The 15,803-nt window shown below is 72.5% G+C and carries 9 protein-coding genes; all 9 read right to left on the bottom strand.

The window, feature by feature from the left end; translation table 11 throughout:
- Positions 1-2: 2 nt before the first annotated feature.
- The 9 genes from WQO_RS10745 to WQO_RS10785 all read right to left on the bottom strand — a co-directional run bounded on the left by WQO_RS10745 (position 3) and on the right by WQO_RS10785 (position 15,781).
- Positions 3-1,622, bottom strand: a complete 1,620-nt coding sequence (locus tag WQO_RS10745; RefSeq protein ID WP_010062942.1) for a glycosyltransferase family 2 protein — start codon at positions 1,620-1,622, stop codon at positions 3-5.
- Positions 1,619-3,199 (bottom strand): glycosyltransferase family 4 protein, encoded by a 1,581-nt coding sequence (locus WQO_RS10750; protein WP_010062943.1) that lies wholly within the window; start codon positions 3,197-3,199, stop codon positions 1,619-1,621. The genes WQO_RS10745 and WQO_RS10750 overlap by 4 nt, the downstream gene beginning before the upstream one ends.
- A complete protein-coding gene (locus tag WQO_RS10755; protein ID WP_010062944.1) occupies positions 3,189-4,208 on the bottom strand; it encodes a Gfo/Idh/MocA family protein in 1,020 nt (339 codons plus the stop codon). Before WQO_RS10755 ends, WQO_RS10750 begins: the two co-directional genes overlap by 11 nt.
- Positions 4,205-5,323 (bottom strand): DegT/DnrJ/EryC1/StrS family aminotransferase, encoded by a 1,119-nt coding sequence (locus WQO_RS10760; protein WP_010062946.1) that lies wholly within the window; start codon positions 5,321-5,323, stop codon positions 4,205-4,207. The genes WQO_RS10755 and WQO_RS10760 overlap by 4 nt, the downstream gene beginning before the upstream one ends.
- A gap of 334 nt (positions 5,324-5,657) precedes the next feature.
- The gene (locus WQO_RS10765) at positions 5,658-9,836 is read right to left on the bottom strand and encodes an Rne/Rng family ribonuclease (protein ID WP_058953942.1); all 4,179 of its coding nucleotides are present in this window, start codon (positions 9,834-9,836) and stop codon (positions 5,658-5,660) included.
- Between the two features lie 228 nt (positions 9,837-10,064).
- A complete protein-coding gene (locus WQO_RS10770; protein ID WP_006124399.1) occupies positions 10,065-10,847 on the bottom strand; it encodes a TIGR03936 family radical SAM-associated protein in 783 nt (260 codons plus the stop codon).
- A 123-nt stretch (positions 10,848-10,970) separates the two neighbouring features.
- On the bottom strand, positions 10,971-12,206 hold the full coding sequence (locus WQO_RS10775; protein WP_010062950.1) for a hypothetical protein: 1,236 nt from the start codon (positions 12,204-12,206) through the stop codon (positions 10,971-10,973).
- 67 nt (positions 12,207-12,273) lie between these two features.
- A complete protein-coding gene (locus WQO_RS10780) occupies positions 12,274-14,202 on the bottom strand; it encodes a TIGR03960 family B12-binding radical SAM protein (protein ID WP_010062951.1) in 1,929 nt (642 codons plus the stop codon).
- 52 nt (positions 14,203-14,254) lie between these two features.
- Entirely contained in the window at positions 14,255-15,781 is a 1,527-nt protein-coding gene (locus tag WQO_RS10785) for a CYTH and CHAD domain-containing protein (RefSeq protein ID WP_058953943.1), read from the bottom strand.
- Positions 15,782-15,803: the final 22 nt, after the last annotated feature.

Consider the following 15,803-nt stretch of genomic DNA (forward strand, 5'->3'; position numbering starts at 1 on the left):
GGTTACTTCCTCTTCGACCTGGACAGCGTTCGGCGCAGCCGCGCGCCCACGCTGGGCTTCGGTTCCCACAGCGGGGCCGTCGTGATCACGAGACGGCCCTTCGTGTTCGGGCTCGCCGCGACACGGTGGGGGTCGGTGCTCCCCCAGCGGCGTGCCAGCGGCATCGGCTGCCCTTGGGTGCGGACCGGGATCTCGTACGTCGAGCCCGCCACGTCCACGTAGAGGCGGACGCCCCTCTTGGACCGGGTGGCCGCCAGCGGGATGCGGGCGGTCAGCAGAGTGCCGCCGTCCTCCGCGGCGTCTGCGGTGAGCGTGCCGACGCGCTGCGGGCGCGGGGCGTCCGCCGGCAGCTTGCGCGCACCGGCCTTGTCGGCACTCTGGGGCATGGCGCCCTGGGCCAGGGCGACGACGGCGGAGGAGGTGTCCCCGGTGATGCCGGCCCGCAGGTTCAGGACGCAGGACAGCTCCGTGCCGTGCTGGTCCCAGTCGGCCGACTCCAGGCGCGTACCGGCGGAGAGGCGGCCCGCCACCGTCTCGCCGAGCACCTCGTAGAAGCGGTCGTCGAGGCCGACGGCCGGGTCCCTGAATCCGGGGTAGGTGGCGAAGGCGCGGCTGCCCTCCAGCAGGAAGGGCGGCGCTCCGTGCTCCGTCTCCTCCGCGATGGCGCGGGTGAGCTCCTCGACGGCGCCGCTGCGGGCGAGGCCGAAGCGCACCCGGCGCTTGACTCCGGTGCCGTCCCGCAGACCATCGGTGAAGTAGGCGTCCACCAGCGCGCCGACGCCCTCGCACACCTGACGCCGGGTGTCGAGGTCGAGTGCCGGGAAGTCCTGCTGGAGCAGCTTGGACAGCTCCCAGTCGAAGTGACGCTTGAGCACGGCGTCGCGCTGCGGACCCGCGGGGATCAGACCGGCCGTGTGCTCGATGATGCGCTCGACGCAGCGGAGCCTGGCCAGGTGGTTCGCCCGGTAGGTGATGTTGCTGGCGTCGCCGCGCTTGACCGCGTAGTAGCAGGTGTAGTCGGAGACGACAGAGATCTTCCGGGCCCGTACGCACGCCTCGATGGTGAACGGCTGGTCGCTGCCGACCGGCATGTCCTCAGGGAAGCGGAGGCTGTGCTTCTCCACCAGTTCGCGGCGGAAGAGCTTGGTGTTGGCCAGGGTGAAGGGCAACGCCGAGTCGTAGAGGCTGACGTCGGGGTGGTTCCCGTCGTACAGCTTCTGGTGGACGTACCGGCCGTTCGTGCCGACCATCTTCCCGACCACCACGTCGGCCTCGTTGGCGTCGGCGGCGTCGACCATCCGCTCCAGGGCCTCTTCGCCGAGGTGGTCGTCCGCGCCTATGAAGTAGACGAAACGGCCGGTGGCCACGTCCAGCGCCCGGTTGCTGGGCGCGGCGGGGCCTCCCGAGTTCGGCTGGTGGAGCACCTTCACCACGTCGGGATGGCGCTCGGCGTACCGGTCGAGCTCGGCACCGCTGCCGTCGGTCGACCCGTCGTCGACGGCCACGACCTCCAGCCGCTCCAGGCCGATGCTCTGCCGGATCAGGGAGTCCAGGCACTCCGTGAGGTACGGCATGGTGTTGTAGACGGCGACGACGACGGTGACGTCGGGCTCTCGTCTCATGCCATCACCTGGGAGTCCGGCTGTTGCGCCTTCACCGGCTCGGCGCCGGTGAGACGCGTGTACACGCCGTCCAGGACCTCGGCCTGCGCCTCCCAGGTCCAGTTCTCCAGCAGCCCCTCGCGTGCGTAGGCGGCACGGTACTTCGCGGGGTCGGCGAGCACCGACTTGACCGCCCGTACGTAGTCGGAGATGTCCTCGGCGGTGAACACCTCGCCCTGACCGGTCCGGGCGACCATCTCCCCCATCGTCTTGACGTCGCTCACGACGAACGGCAGACGGGCGTGGGAGTACTCGAAGAACTTGGTGATCAGGGCGATCTCGTGGTTCGGCCAGTGGTGGATCGGGATGACGCCCACGCTGGCCGCGGACAGGAAGGGGACCACCTGGTAGTGCGGCACGTACGGCAGGATGTGCAGCCGGTCCGAGACGCCCAGTTCGGCAGCTCGTTCCTTGAGTTCCTGCATGTAGGCCGAGCTGGGCCGCAGGACGACGAAGGCCACGTGCGTACCGGGGAGCTGGGGCAGCCCCTCGACCATGATGTCGAGACCCCGTTGCGGGGCCGCGGCACCGCTGTAGACCGCCAGCGGGACGTCCGGGCCGATACCGCACAGCTCGCGCAGGTCGGGCACCGGCTCCGCGGCCTGCTCCGGGGAGACCTCGGCGTCCGGGGCGTTCAGCACCACCTCCGGCAGAGCCTTCAGACCGTGGCGCTCGACCAGCATCTCCGCCAGGGTGCCGGAGACCGTGGTGACGGCGTCGGCGTACTTGGCGTACTCCCGCTCGTGTCCGCACTGCGCGATGTGCCAGCGCGGGTGCGGGTTCCACGGCTTGATGCCGGGCAGGAACTCGTGCACGTCCCAGAGGAGCTTGACCTTGCGGCCCTTGGCCTCGGCGCGCAGCTTCGCCCGCGCGGCCACGCCGAGCATGCGGAAGTCGTTGGCGTGGATGACGTCGGGTTCGAGCCGGTCGATGACCTTCCCGTACGCCAGCTCGAAGTCCCACAGGGCCGGGTCGAGGCGCCGCCAGGCCCGGTCGCCCATGGTGCGGACCCAGAAGGCCGTGGTGAAGCGGTCCAGCGGCGAGTCCATGCTCTTGCGGCGCTGGGCGAGCGCCTCCGTGCGGCCGGCCCGGAAGCGGACCCACTTGTTCAGCGTCTTCGCCAGCAGACGCGGGGGCACCAGACGCACGGCGCCGAGCGAGGAACCGTTGCGCCTGGCCTCGACGCTCCGGACGTTCAGCTCGGCGCGCCACGCCTTCATCCGCTGCTTGCGGTACTCCGAGAGCGGACCGGGCGGATACGCGAGAGGCGAACGCAGAACGGCCCTGCGGTACTCGTGACGGCGGCGGTGCATGGGCGTCGGCACATGCAGCAGGCGGACCTGGGCATCGCCGAGCCACCACTTCTGGGACTTCTTGGTGGGCGACTTGCCCAGAAGCACCACGTCCCACCCGGCCTCCGCCGCCGAGCGGGCTTCCTTCTGCACCCGGGAATCGCCGTTGACGCCGTTGTCGACGAGCATGACGATCTTTCCCCGGGAACTGCGCTCCGGCCCTGCGGCCGAGCTGTCAATCGCCATGGCGGGCAGGCTCTCCTGTCTCGAATACGACGGTCCGGCCACGGTTGGCCGAGTCGAGCAGCGATGTCGCCACCTCGACGGTTCGCAGCCCCTGCCGCAGCGTGCAGATGTCGGCGGGCTCGCCCTGCACAGCGTCGCGGAACAGCTCGTGCTCGACAAGCAGCGGCTCGCGCTTGGGGATGGCGTAACGGATCATGTCGCCCTCGGCGACCCCGCGGAACGCGCGCAGCGCCTCCCACTCGGTGGCGACGGCGGCGTTCGAGTGGAACGTGAGGTCGGCGGTGAGGGTGTCGGCGATGAAGCAGCCGCGCTCGCCGGTGACCGAGGTGAATCGTTCCTTGAGCGGGCTCAGCCAGTTGACCAGGTGGTTGACCATCGTGCCGTCGGACAGCTGGCCCACCGCGGAGACCATGTCCTCGTGCGGGCGGCCCGACTTGGAGACGGTGTGCGCCGCGATCGACGCGTACGTCTGGCCGGTGACCCAGCCCGTCAGGTCGATGTCGTGGGTGGCCAGGTCCTTGACCACGCCGACGTCGGCGATCCGGTGCGGGAAGGGGCCCTGGCGGCGGGTGACGACCTGGTAGACGTCGCCCAGCTCGCCGGCCTCCAGGCGGGCGCGGAGCGAGAGCAGGGCGGGGTTGCAGCGTTCGATGTGACCGACCCCGGCGACCAGGCCGCGCGACTCGAAGGCGTCGACGAGGCGGCGGGCGCCCTCGACGGTGTCGGCGAGCGGCTTCTCGATCAGGGCGCCGACACCGGCGTCGGCGAGCTGGAGGCCGACCTCCTCGTGCAGCGCGGTCGGGCAGGCCACGACGGCGTAGTCGATGCCGAGGGCGATGAGCTCCTCGACGGTGGAGAGCACGGGTGCGCCCTGGGCCCAGCCGTTCTTGTCGCCCATCGGGTCGACGACGCCGACCAGTTCGACGCCTTCCAGGCTCGCGAGGACACGGGCGTGGTGGCGGCCCATGGAGCCGAGGCCGACGAGCCCGGCCTTGAGTACGGCGGTCACAGGTTCTCCCCGAGGTCGTTCACGGCGGCGACGATGCGCTCCAGGTCGCCCTGGGTGAGCGAGGGGTGGACGGGCAGCGAGACGACCTCGGCGGCGGCCTTCTCGGTCTCGGGCAGGTCCCAGGTGCGGCCCGCCTTCTGGTCCGGCTCCCAGTAGGGCTTCAGACGGTGGATCGGCGTCGGGTAGTAGACCGCGTTGCCGACGCCCGCCTCGGTGAGCTTCGCCATCGCGGCGTCCCGGTCGCCCCGGATGCGCACGGTGTACTGGTGGTAGATGTGCCGCGCGCCCTCGGCGACCGGCGGCGTGGTGACGGCCGGGGCGGTGATGTGGGCGTCGAGGTAGGCGGCGTTGGCGCGGCGCTGCTCGGTCCAGCCCTCCAGCTTGCCGAGCTGTACGCGGCCGACGGCTGCGGAGACGTCGGTCATCCGCATGTTGGCGCCGACGATCTCGTTGGCGTAGCGCTGCTCCATGCCCTGGTTGCGCAGGAGGCGCAGGGTGCGGGCCAGTTCGGCGTCGGCCGTGGAGACCATGCCGCCTTCGAGGGAGTGCATGTTCTTCGTCGGGTAGAAGCTGAAGGTACCGCCCGCGCCGAACGCGCCGACCGGGGTGCCGTTCAGCGCCGCAGCGTGGGCCTGGCAGGCGTCCTCGACCACGGCGAGCCCGTGCTTCTCGGCGATGGGCATGAGCTTGTCCATCGCGGCGGGGTGGCCGTAGAGGTGCACCGGCATGATCGCGGCGGTGCGCGGCGTGATCGCGGCTTCGACGGCGGCCGGGTCGAGGCCGAAACTGCCGGGCTCGATGTCGGCGAAGACCACGTCGGCGCCGACCAGGCGGACCGCGTTGGCGGAGGCCGCGAAGGAGAAGGACGGGACGATCACCTCGTCACCGGGGCCGATGCCCAGGGCCAGCAGCAGCAGGTGCAGGGCCGAGGTGCCCGAGTTGACGGCGACGCAGTGCCGGTCGTCGACCAGCCGCGAGAAGCCTTCCTCGAAGGCCGCGACCTCCGGGCCCTGCACGACGCGACCGCTGCGCAGTACGCGTACCGCAGCCTCGATCTCGTCTTCCCCGATGACGGGGCGGGCAGCAGGAATCGGCTGCTCGTTGATGCTCGACATGAACGTCCTCCTTGAACACCGCAAGAGCTCGTTACCAGGCAGAGCTCTTGAGGTGCGGGACGCCCTACGAGGTCGCGCGTAACCCCACCGGCGCAATGCCGACGCCCTGCCGAGGATTCCGGCCCGGCCGGAATCACCGCCGGGCCTTGTCACCGCCTGTCAGATTTGAGAAGAAACCTCACAGGCATGGCAACCGTCGTCACATTATCAGGGATTTCTCGGCCCATTTCGGGCTCGTTAACCGACGCTTGCATCAGTTCTGAAACAAAGCAGGTGTCCCGCCCCGATGTGCTCGGAACGGGACACCTGAAGTGAACAACCGGTTACGGACTCGTCAGCTCTCCGACGACTCGCCGTCCGCCGAGGGCGCGTTGACCGTCACGGACGGCGACGACTGCTCGGCGGCGACGGTCTTCTTCGTCGCCTTCTTCGCGGCCGTCTTCGCCGTCGTCTTCTTCGCGGCGGTCTTCTTCGCAGCGGTCTTCTTGGCCGCCGCCTTCTTCGCCGGGGCCTTCTTGGCGGCGGCCTTGCGGGCCGTCTTCTTCGCCGGGGCCGGCTCCGCCGCCTCGGAATCCGCCGTTCCGGCGTCCGTTGCTCCGGACTCCGCGGATTCCTCGGACGCCTTCGTCTCGGGCGCCGACGCGACCACGACGATCTCCGCGTCGTCCGACCCGGTGGGCGAGCCGGCCGGAGCGGTGACCTTACGGGTCACACGGCGGCGGGCACGCGGCGGCGCGGCCACGGGGGCCTCGGCCTCGGGAGCCTGCTCCGCCGGGGCCGGGGTCTCGGCGGCGGGCGCCTCGACGACCGGGTCCTCGACCGCGACCGGGTCCGTGCTCGGCTCGGCCGGCTGCACCGGCTCCGCCGCTTCGGCCTGCTTCGGCGAACCCGCCGGGGCGGTGGCCTTACGGGTGGCCCGACGGCGCGTACGGCCCTGGGGCGCGGCCTCGGCCTGAGCCTCGGGGGCCTGCGCGGCCTCGGGGGTCTCCGCCACCTCCGCGACCGGCGCCTCGGCAACGGGCGCCTCCACGACCGGGGCGGGCGCCTCGGCCTTCGGGGCGCCGGCCGGGGCCGACGCCTTGCGGGAGGCCCGGCGGCGGCCACGGCGCGAGGCGGCCGCCTCGGCCTCGGCGGGGCTGCCGTAGAACTCGTCGTCGTCCCTGACCGCGGGCTCCACGGCCACGGGGGCGGCGACCTCGGCGGCCAGCTCGGCCTCTGTCTCCGTCTCCACGGGCTCGGCGGACGCGTGGTCGTCGGAGCCGTGGTCGTGGGCGTGGTCGTGCTCGTGGTCCTGGCCCGCGCCGCCGCGGCCGCGCTTCTTGGACTTCTTGCCGCCGCCACCGCCGCCGGCGGACGTCGGCTGCTCCATGTGGACAATGACGCCGCGCCCGTTGCAGTGGACGCAGGTCTCGGAGAAGGACTCCAGCAGACCCTGGCCCACCCGCTTGCGGGTCATCTGGACCAGGCCCAGCGAGGTGACCTCGGCGACCTGGTGCTTGGTGCGGTCGCGGCCCAGGCACTCCAGGAGGCGTCGCAGGACGAGGTCCCGGTTGGACTCCAGCACCATGTCGATGAAGTCGACGACGACGATGCCGCCGAGGTCGCGCAGCCGCAGCTGGCGCACGATCTCCTCGGCCGCCTCCAGGTTGTTCCTGGTGACGGTCTCCTCCAGGTTGCCGCCCTGGCCGGTGAACTTGCCGGTGTTGACGTCGACGACGACCATCGCTTCGGTCTTGTCGATCACCAGCGAACCGCCGCTGGGCAGGTAGACCTTGCGGTCCAGCGCCTTCATCAGCTGCTCGTCGATGCGGTACGTCGCGAAGACGTCGACCTCGGAGGTCCAGCGGGAGAGCCGCTCGGTGAGGTCGGGCGCGACGTGCGAGACGTACCCGTGGATGGTCTCCCACGCGTCGTCGCCGCTGACGATGACCTTGGAGAAGTCCTCGTTGAAGATGTCGCGGACGACCCGGACGGTCATGTCCGGCTCGCCGTAGAGCAGCGTCGGCGCGTTGGAGCCGCTGGTGCCCTTCGCCTTCTTCTGGATGTCCTCCCACTGCTGCTGGAGCCGCTCGACGTCACGGCGCAGCTCGTCCTCGCTCGCGCCCTCGGCGGCGGTGCGCACGATGACGCCCGCGTCCTCGGGGACGATCTTCTTGAGGATGGTCTTGAGGCGGGAGCGCTCGGTGTCGGGCAGCTTGCGGCTGATCCCGGTCATCGAGCCCTCGGGCACGTAGACCAGGTAGCGGCCGGGCAGCGAGACCTGGCTGGTGAGACGGGCGCCCTTGTGGCCGATCGGGTCCTTGGTCACCTGGACCAGGACCGACTGGCCGGACTTGAGCGCGGTCTCGATGCGGCGCGGCCCGTGGGCCATGCCGAGCGCCTCGAAGTTGACCTCACCGGCGTACAGGACGGCGTTGCGGCCCTTGCCGATGTCGACGAAGGCGGCCTCCATGGACGGCAGCACGTTCTGGACCTTGCCCAGGTAGACGTTGCCGACGTAGCTGGTGGCCTGCTCCTTGTTGACGTAGTGCTCGACGAGCACGTTGTCCTCGAGGACGCCGATCTGGGTGCGCTCGCCGTTCTGGCGGACGACCATCACGCGCTCGACGGCCTCGCGGCGGGCGAGGAACTCCGCCTCGGTGATGATCGGGACCCGGCGGCGGCCCTGCTCGCGGCCCTCGCGGCGGCGCTGCTTCTTGGCCTCCATCCGGGTCGAGCCCTTGATGGACTGGACCTCGTCGAAGCCGGTGCCCGGCTCGCGCTCCTCCTTCTTGCGCGGCTCGCGGACCTTGACGACCGTACGCTCCGGGTCGTCGGAACCGTTGTCGGTGTCGGCGGCGGCGTCACCGCTGCGGCGACGGCGACGGCGACGACGCCGGGAGCTGCTGCTCGAACCGGAGGCCGAGGAGTCGTCGTCCTCGTCGCTCTCCTCGGCGGCCTCCTGGTCCTGGCCGCGGCCGGTGTCCTGCTCGTCCTCGGAGCGGGGCTCCTCGGCACGGGCGGGCGCGTCCTCGGTGGTCTGCTCGTCGTCCGTGTCGTTGGCCTCGCCACGACGGCGACGACGGCCACCACGACGACGACGGCGCGAGGGGCGGTCGCCGTACTCGTCGGTGTCCTCGCCCTCGTGCTCGTCCGCCTCGGCCTCGGGGGCCTCGTCGGCGCTCTGCTCGGCGGGCGCCCGGTCCTGGGCGGCGGGCTCGGCGGCCTGCTCGGTCGCCTCGGCCTCGCCACGGCGGCGGCGACGGCGGCGCGAACCGCCCTGCGGCGCGGCCTCGGCGGGCGCGGTGCTCTGCTCGGCCTCGGCGGTCTGCTGCTCCTCGGCCTCGTCCACCTCGTCGTGCGCGGAGGTGGAACCGGCCGCAGCGGCGGCGGCCGCCGCGGTCTCGGGGGTCTGGAACATCGGCTCGGCGAAGACCGGGGCCTGGAAGACGGCGACGGCGGGGCGCGTCGCGCGGCGGCCCTTGCGGGTCGGCTCCTCGGTCCTGGCCGTGAACTCGGGGCGGCCGGCGGCGGTGGCGCGGCGCCGCTGGCGTCCGCGCGGGGCGGCCTCCTCGACCTCGTCGGCCTCGGCGGCGAGCTCCTCGGCGACGGCGGCGGGCAGGCTCTCGCCGGTCTCGACGGGCTCCTCGACGCTCTCGGCGGCCTGCGGCGCGCCGGCGGGCGCGGACGCCTTGCGGGACGCGCGGCGGCGGGTGCGCGGGGCAGGCGCCTCCTCCGTGGCCTCGGCCTCGGCGGCGGGGGCGGCGGGCTCGGCGGCGGGCGCGACGGACTGCGGCGCACCGGCCGGGGCGGAGGCACGACGGCGGGTACGGCCACGCGGGGCGGCGGGCTCCGCGGCAGCGGGCTCGGCCACGGGCTCGGCGGCCGGGGCGGGCTCAGCGACAGCGGAAGCGGCGGCGACGGGCTCGACGACCACGGCGGCCTCGGCGGACTGCGGGGCGCCGGCGGGCGATGTGGCCTTGCGGGAGGCGCGACGGCGGCGGGGCGCCGGGGCCTCGTCGGGGATCTCCACGGCGACCTCGGTCTCTTCCTCGGCTGCGGGTTCCGGAGCGGGCTCGGCCGGGCTCTCGGCGACCGGCGCGGGGGCCTCGGCGGCCTGCGGGGCGCCGGCCGGGGACGTCGCCTTGCGGACCGCGCGACGGCGGGTGCGCGGCGCCGGTGCGGCGGGCTCCTCGTCGGCGGGGGGCTGGGCGGGGGTCTCGGCGACCGGAGCGGGCTCGGCGGTCTCCGCCTCCACCGGCGCGGGGGCGGTGACCTTCCGCACGGCGCGGCGGCGCGTACGGGCGGGCGGCGCGGTCTCGGCGGCCGTCTCGCCGGGCGTGTCGTCCGTGGCCGGGGCGGCGGACTCGGCGGCCGGTATGGCCGGCGTGACGTCCTCGGCGGCGCTCACGGGGCCGCCGGGCGGGCCGGCGGGGCGGGAGGCGGCGCGGCGCCTGCGGCGCGGCGGCAGCTTGTCCCCGGGGGTGTTCTCTTCGTTGTTCCCGGTCGTGCCGGGTTCGTTCGGCTGAGGCATGCGGGCGGTTCTCCCGTCGTGCTCCCGGGCGCCGCGTCTGATTCCGGTCCGGCTCGGTCCGCAGTGGTGCGATACCGCCGTCCGGGGCGCGGGCGCCGCACGGGAACTGATGTCTGGCTCGCCGGTTCCGTATGCGGTGTGCGTACGGCCTGGCGAAAGTCTTGTGGGTCAGTGCGCGGCCCGACCCAGGTGGCTCCCGGGTCACAGGGCTGCGCTACAACGACCGCCTTACGCGGATCCTGCACCTTCCGGCGCCGTCGCGACGGCTGCCCCGGCGACCGCGGGATGTGCGGTCGGGGCGGCCTCGCGGTCGGGCGCGAGAGGGTCGGTCACCGTGCCGGACTCCTCGTCGAAGAGCCCCTGCGCCAGCCTGGTCACCGCTGCGGGGACCGGCGGCGCCAGGTCGGCCACAGCTCGGAGACCGGACAGGACGTCGTCGGGTCGCACGGCAGGTGTCACGTGCCGAACAACCAGGCGCAGTATCGCACAGGGCCGCTCGCCCGGCCTATCGGCCGGAGCGTCGACGACCCGCAGGTCGGCGACGGCGGCGCGGGCGTCGAACGTCCGGATGCCGTTCTTGGCCTTGCGCTGGACCTCGACGGTCTCGGCGTCGTTGAACGCGGCCACGGCCGTGCGGACGTCCTCGGGGTCGACGCCGTCCAGACGCATCTCCCAGACGGAGGCGGTGAGCCGTTCGGCCAGGCCCGAGGTGCGGGCCTCGACCGCGTCGACGATGTCGAGGCCGGCCGGCATGGACGCGTCGAGCAGTCCGCGCAGGACCTCGGGGTCCCGCGCTTCGGTGAGGGCGATCTCCAGGAACTCCGCCTCACTGCCCGTGCCGGTGGGTGCGGCATTGGCGTAGGAGACCTTGGGGTGGGGCGTGAAACCCGCCGAATACGCCATCGGCACCTCGGAGCGGCGCAGTGCCCGCTCGAAGGCCCGCTGGAAGTCTCGGTGGCTGGTGAACCGGAGGCGGCCGCGCTTGGTGTAGCGCAGACGGATGCGCTGCACTGCCGGTGCGGGCGGCGGGCCTTCGGGCTGTCGCTTGCCCAGTGGTTCTTCTCCTCGGTGCGGGGCGGGCGCGGTGGCGCGCCGCCCACGAAATACGGGTGGTCCCCGGGGTGCCGCTCCGGCTCACCCCTGTTTGGCGAAGGGATCGCCGCCCAGGGGGGTCTCGGACGCCTGCGCCGCGCTGGGGACAGTCGTTGTACTACCCAGAGTACGCGCAGGGATCCCTCGCGGTTCCCCGGACCGTGCGCCGCCCGGGGCGCCGACGAGGGCCCGCCAGGCGTCGCGACGGGCCTGCCGCACGGTTTCCCGGGCGGTGGCCAGGGCCGCGCGGGCGGCCCGGCCCGCTTCGGCGGCGGCGCGCCGGGCCGGGGCCCAGACGGCGTCGCGCAGGAAGTGGCCGACGGGGGTGCACACCGTGCGGTACGCCCAGGAGAACGGTGCGCCGATCAGGTACCAGGCGATCGTGGCGAGGGCCCGGCCGACGGCCCGGGAGATGTACCCGGCGATCCGCCAGGCGACCTCGAACCCGGCGGCGATCTCCCGGCCGACCGGGGTGAGGATCCGGCGGTACGTCCAGCCGAGGGGCGCGACCAGCAGCGTCATCACCAGCCAGGCGACGGCCAGGCCGAGACCGCGTCCGGTGGCCGCGATCCACCGCCAGAGCTGTGTCAGGACCCAGGCGGTGCCCTGCCAGAGCATGCCCAGGGTCCAGGCGGTGCCCTGCCGGAGCGTGCTCAGGACCCAGGCCGTGCCGCGGCCGATCGGCGTGAGGACGGCTTCGTACAGCCACACCACCGGGACGACCAGGCCGTACCGCACCACCGGGACGGCCACGTACCGCCAGAGGAACCGCAGCGGCAGGATCAGCAGCACGGTGATCAGCCACCCGATGCCGTTGCCGAGGCCGTGCAGCGCGGGGAGGAGCAGGGCGGTGCCGATCCACCGCAGGCCGTGGCCCAGCGGGGTGAGGACGCGGGCGTACAGCCACACCGCCGGCGCGGCGATCCCGTACCGGGCGACGGGGACGATCACGTACCGCCACAGGCCGATCCAGGGCCGGACGAGCAGGGCGACGGCCAGCCAGGCGGCGGCCTTGCCGAGGGGGGTGAGGACCCAGGTGTACAGCCAGGCCAGCGGGGTCAGGACGAGCGTATCGAGCAGCCACAGGAGGGCGCGGCCGAGCGGGCGCAGCAGGACGCGGTCGGCGGCGTGCCAGAGCGCGGTGAGCGCGTCCCAGACCATGCGGGCGGGCAGGACGAGCACCAGGACGACAATCCGGACGGGGATCCTGATCAGGGTGGTCAGGATTCCTTCGCCGGGTTCGTACCCCTGGGGTGTCTGGTGCTTGCCGTAGTCCATGTCGTCGAGGACGCGTCAGGCCCGGTCCGGGGTTGCCGGACCGGGCCTGCGGTGTGTCACCGAGCTGCTACTTGTTGACCACGCTCAGCGGGAGCAGCTTCTTGCCCGTCGGGCCGATCTGGATGTCCAGGTCGAGCTGCGGGCAGACGCCGCAGTCGAAGCAGGGGGTCCAGCGGCAGTCCTCGACCTCGGTCTCGTCGAGGGCGTCCTGCCAGTCCTCCCAGAGCCAGTCCTTGTCCAGGCCGGAGTCGAGGTGGTCCCAGGGCAGGACCTCCTCGTAGGTGCGCTCGCGGGTGGTGTACCAGTCGACGTCGACGCCGAACTCGGGGAGCGTCTTCTCGGCGCAGTTCATCCAGAGGTCGTAGCTGAAGTGCTCGCGCCAGCCGTCGAAGCGGCCGCCGGACTCGTAGACCGCGCGGATGACGGAGCCGACGCGGCGGTCGCCGCGCGAGAGGAGGCCCTCGACGATGCCGGGCTTGCCGTCGTGGTAGCGGAAGCCGATGGAGCGGCCGTACTTCTTGTCGCCCCGGATCTTGTCGCGGAGCTTCTTCAGCCGGGCGTCGGTGTCCTCGGCGCTGAGCTGCGGGGCCCACTGGAAGGGGGTGTGCGGCTTGGGCACGAACCCGCCGATGGAGACGGTGCAGCGGATGTCGTTCTGGCCGGAGACCTCGCGGCCCTTGGCGATGACGTTGACCGCCATGTCGCCGATCTGCAGGACGTCCTCGTCGGTCTCGGTGGGCAGGCCGCACATGAAGTACAGCTTCACCTGACGCCAGCCGTTGCCGTACGCGGTGGCGACCGTGCGGATCAGGTCCTCCTCCGAGACCATCTTGTTGATGACCTTGCGCATGCGCTCGGAGCCGCCCTCGGGGGCGAAGGTGAGGCCGGAGCGACGGCCGTTGCGGGTCAGCTCGTTGGCCAGGTCCACGTTGAACGCGTCGACGCGGGTGGAGGGCAGCGAGAGGCCGACCTTGTCCTCCGTGTAGCGGTCGGCGAGGCCCTTGGCGATGTCACCGATCTCGCTGTGGTCGGCGGAGGAGAGGGAGAGGAGGCCGACCTCCTCGAAGCCGGTCGCCTTGAGCCCCTTGTCGACCATCTCTCCGATGCCGGTGATGCTTCGCTCCCGCACGGGGCGCGTGATCATGCCGGCCTGGCAGAAACGGCAGCCGCGGGTGCAGCCGCGGAAGATCTCCACGGACATCCGCTCGTGCACGGTCTCCGCGAGCGGGACGAGGGGCTGCTTGGGGTAGGGCCACTCGTCGAGGTCCATCACCGTGTGCTTGGAGACCCGCCACGGCACGCCGGAGCGGTTGGGCACGACGCGGCCGATGCGGCCGTCGGGGAGGTACTCGACGTCGTAGAAGCGCGGGACGTAGACGCCGCCGGTCTTCGAGAGCCGGAAGAGCACCTCGTCGCGGCCGCCGGGGCGGCCCTCGGCCTTCCAGGCGCGGATGATCTCCGTGATCTCCAGGACGGCCTGCTCGCCGTCACCGATGACCGCGCAGTCGATGAAGTCCGCGATCGGCTCGGGGTTGAAGGCCGCATGGCCGCCCGCGAGGACGATCGGGTGGTCCACCGTGCGGTCCTTGGACTCCAGCGGGATGCCCGCCAGGTCCAGGGCGGTGAGCATGTTGGTGTAGCCCAGCTCGGTGGAGAAGCTGAGCCCGAAGACGTCGAACGCGCCGACGGGGCGGTGGCTGTCCACGGTGAACTGCGGCACGTCGTGCTCGCGCATCAGCTCTTCGAGGTCGGGCCAGACGCTGTACGTGCGCTCGGCGAGGACGCCCTCGCGCTCGTTCAGTACCTCGTAGAGGATCATGACGCCCTGGTTGGGGAGCCCGACCTCGTAGGCGTCGGGGTACATCAGGGTCCAGCGGACGTCACAGCTGTCCCAGTCCTTGACGGTGGAGTTCAGCTCACCGCCGACGTACTGGATGGGCTTCTGCACATGCGGGAGCAGAGCTTCGAGCTGTGGGAAGACCGATGCGGCAGACATCTCGCGAACCTTCGTGAGCCGGCAGGGGTGACCATCAAGCGTACCCCGCGTCTCAGTGCTTCAGATCCGCCCGCAGAGCGGGGTCCGAGGCGCGGGCCCAGACCTCCGGCAGCTCGCGCTCCCGGGCCTCGGCGGCGGCCTCCTCCTGCCCGTACAGAAGCCCCCAGGTGAACGCGTTCTCCCCCGCCGCGTGCGCCTCGATCGCGAGCACGCGCAGGGCCTCGCGGGCGACGACGCTGTCCTGGTGGTCGCCGAGAACGGTTTGCACGGCCTTCACGCGTTTGGCGAAGCGCCCCGCGGGCCTGCCGAGCGCGGGGCGGGCCGACTCGCCCGCGTACCGGACGCGCTTGGCGGCCTTGCGGGCCTCGTGCATCGCGGTGTCCCGCTCGGGGCCCGGCGGGTGCTCCAGCGCGTGGTCCATGCGGCGCGCGAGCTTCTCGTGGTCCTTGAGGACGGCCCGGGGCAGGGCCTTCTCCGGTGCCTTGCCGGCGGCGGGGCGCAGGGGCGGTTCGGCGCTCAGGGTGTCGAGGGCCTCCAGGAGGTCGAGATACCGCTGCCCGTCGAGTACGTCGATGATCCTGCGGCGCGATCCGGTGCGGCGGGCGGCCGACCAGGCGCGGAGCCGGCCGCGCACGGGACCGAGGGTCAGGGTCGCGGGCAGGGCCTCGACGCGGGAGCCGAGGCGCTCGTCCAGGACTTCCTGGTCGCGGTCGAGGCCCAGTTCGGCGGCGAGCCACTTGAGCTCCGCGCCGAGGGGGTCGGTGACCTCGCGGTCGAGGATCTTGCGGTGGGTCTTGAAGGTGCTGCGCAGCCGGCGGGTGGCGACGCGCATCTTGTGCACGGAGTCCGGCAGGTCGCGGCGGACGGCGGGGTCGAGGCGGACGATCGTGGCGATCTGCTTGCGTACGTAGGCGAGGACGTGGTCGCCCGCGGTCTGCGGCGCTTCCTCTTCCGGCTCCCTGCCGTCCCGTGCGGGGGTCGTCTCCGCGAGCGCCCTGGCGAGCTTCGAGGAGGATGCCGCGGGGCGCACACCGGCCTTGCGGAGCCGCTTCTCGACCGCGTCCAGGACGGCCGGGTCGCCGTCGTCGGCCAGTTCGACCTCGATCTCGGTCCAGGCGGCGCTGGTGCCGCTCCCCTCCCCCGCGAGCCGCTCCGCGAGCACCGTGTCGACGCTGACCTCGGCGAGGAGCGTGCCGTCGTCGGCCAGCAGATGGTGGACGTCCCGCGAGGAGAGCAGCCGGACGACGGGGGCGATCTCCGCGTCGCGGACCCGGGAGCGCAGGAGGGCGGCCAGCGAGAGCGGCAGGGTCTCGGAGAGCGGTTCGTGGATCTCGTCCCGGACGCCGAGCGCGACGGGGAACTTCACGTGCCAGCCCTCGTCGTCCCCGCCGGTCCTGCGGCGCAGCGTGAGGGAGTCGGCCGCCAGGCGGAGGTCGGCGGTGTCCCAGTAGACGGCGTCGAGCTCGGTCCGGCCGCGCGGGGCGACCCGGCCGACCCCGGCCGCCCGCGTCAGGTCGGGCAGCCGGGTGTCTTCGGTGGCTTCGTACTTCCGCTCGATCTCGCGCTTGGTGTCCGCCATGTACGGACACCTACCCGCGACC

The sequence above is a fragment of the Streptomyces globisporus C-1027 genome, from assembly GCF_000261345.2.
GTDB classification, from domain to species: Bacteria; Actinomycetota; Actinomycetes; order Streptomycetales; family Streptomycetaceae; genus Streptomyces; species Streptomyces pakalii.

Bases quoted from the DNA above. Each gene is read 5' to 3' on its own strand.
- WQO_RS10750 (WP_010062943.1), bottom strand. From the start codon at position 3,199: ATGGCGATTGACAGCTCGGCCGCAGGGCCGGAGCGCAGTTCCCGGGGA.
- WQO_RS10760 (WP_010062946.1), bottom strand. From the start codon at position 5,323: ATGTCGAGCATCAACGAGCAGCCGATTCCTGCTGCCCGCCCCGTCATC.
- WQO_RS10780 (WP_010062951.1), bottom strand. From the start codon at position 14,202: ATGTCTGCCGCATCGGTCTTCCCACAGCTCGAAGCTCTGCTCCCGCAT.
- WQO_RS10745 (WP_010062942.1), bottom strand. From the start codon at position 1,622: ATGAGACGAGAGCCCGACGTCACCGTCGTCGTCGCCGTCTACAACACC.
- WQO_RS10765 (WP_058953942.1), bottom strand. From the start codon at position 9,836: ATGCCTCAGCCGAACGAACCCGGCACGACCGGGAACAACGAAGAGAAC.
- WQO_RS10775 (WP_010062950.1), bottom strand. From the start codon at position 12,206: ATGGACTACGGCAAGCACCAGACACCCCAGGGGTACGAACCCGGCGAA.
- WQO_RS10785 (WP_058953943.1), bottom strand. From the start codon at position 15,781: ATGGCGGACACCAAGCGCGAGATCGAGCGGAAGTACGAAGCCACCGAA.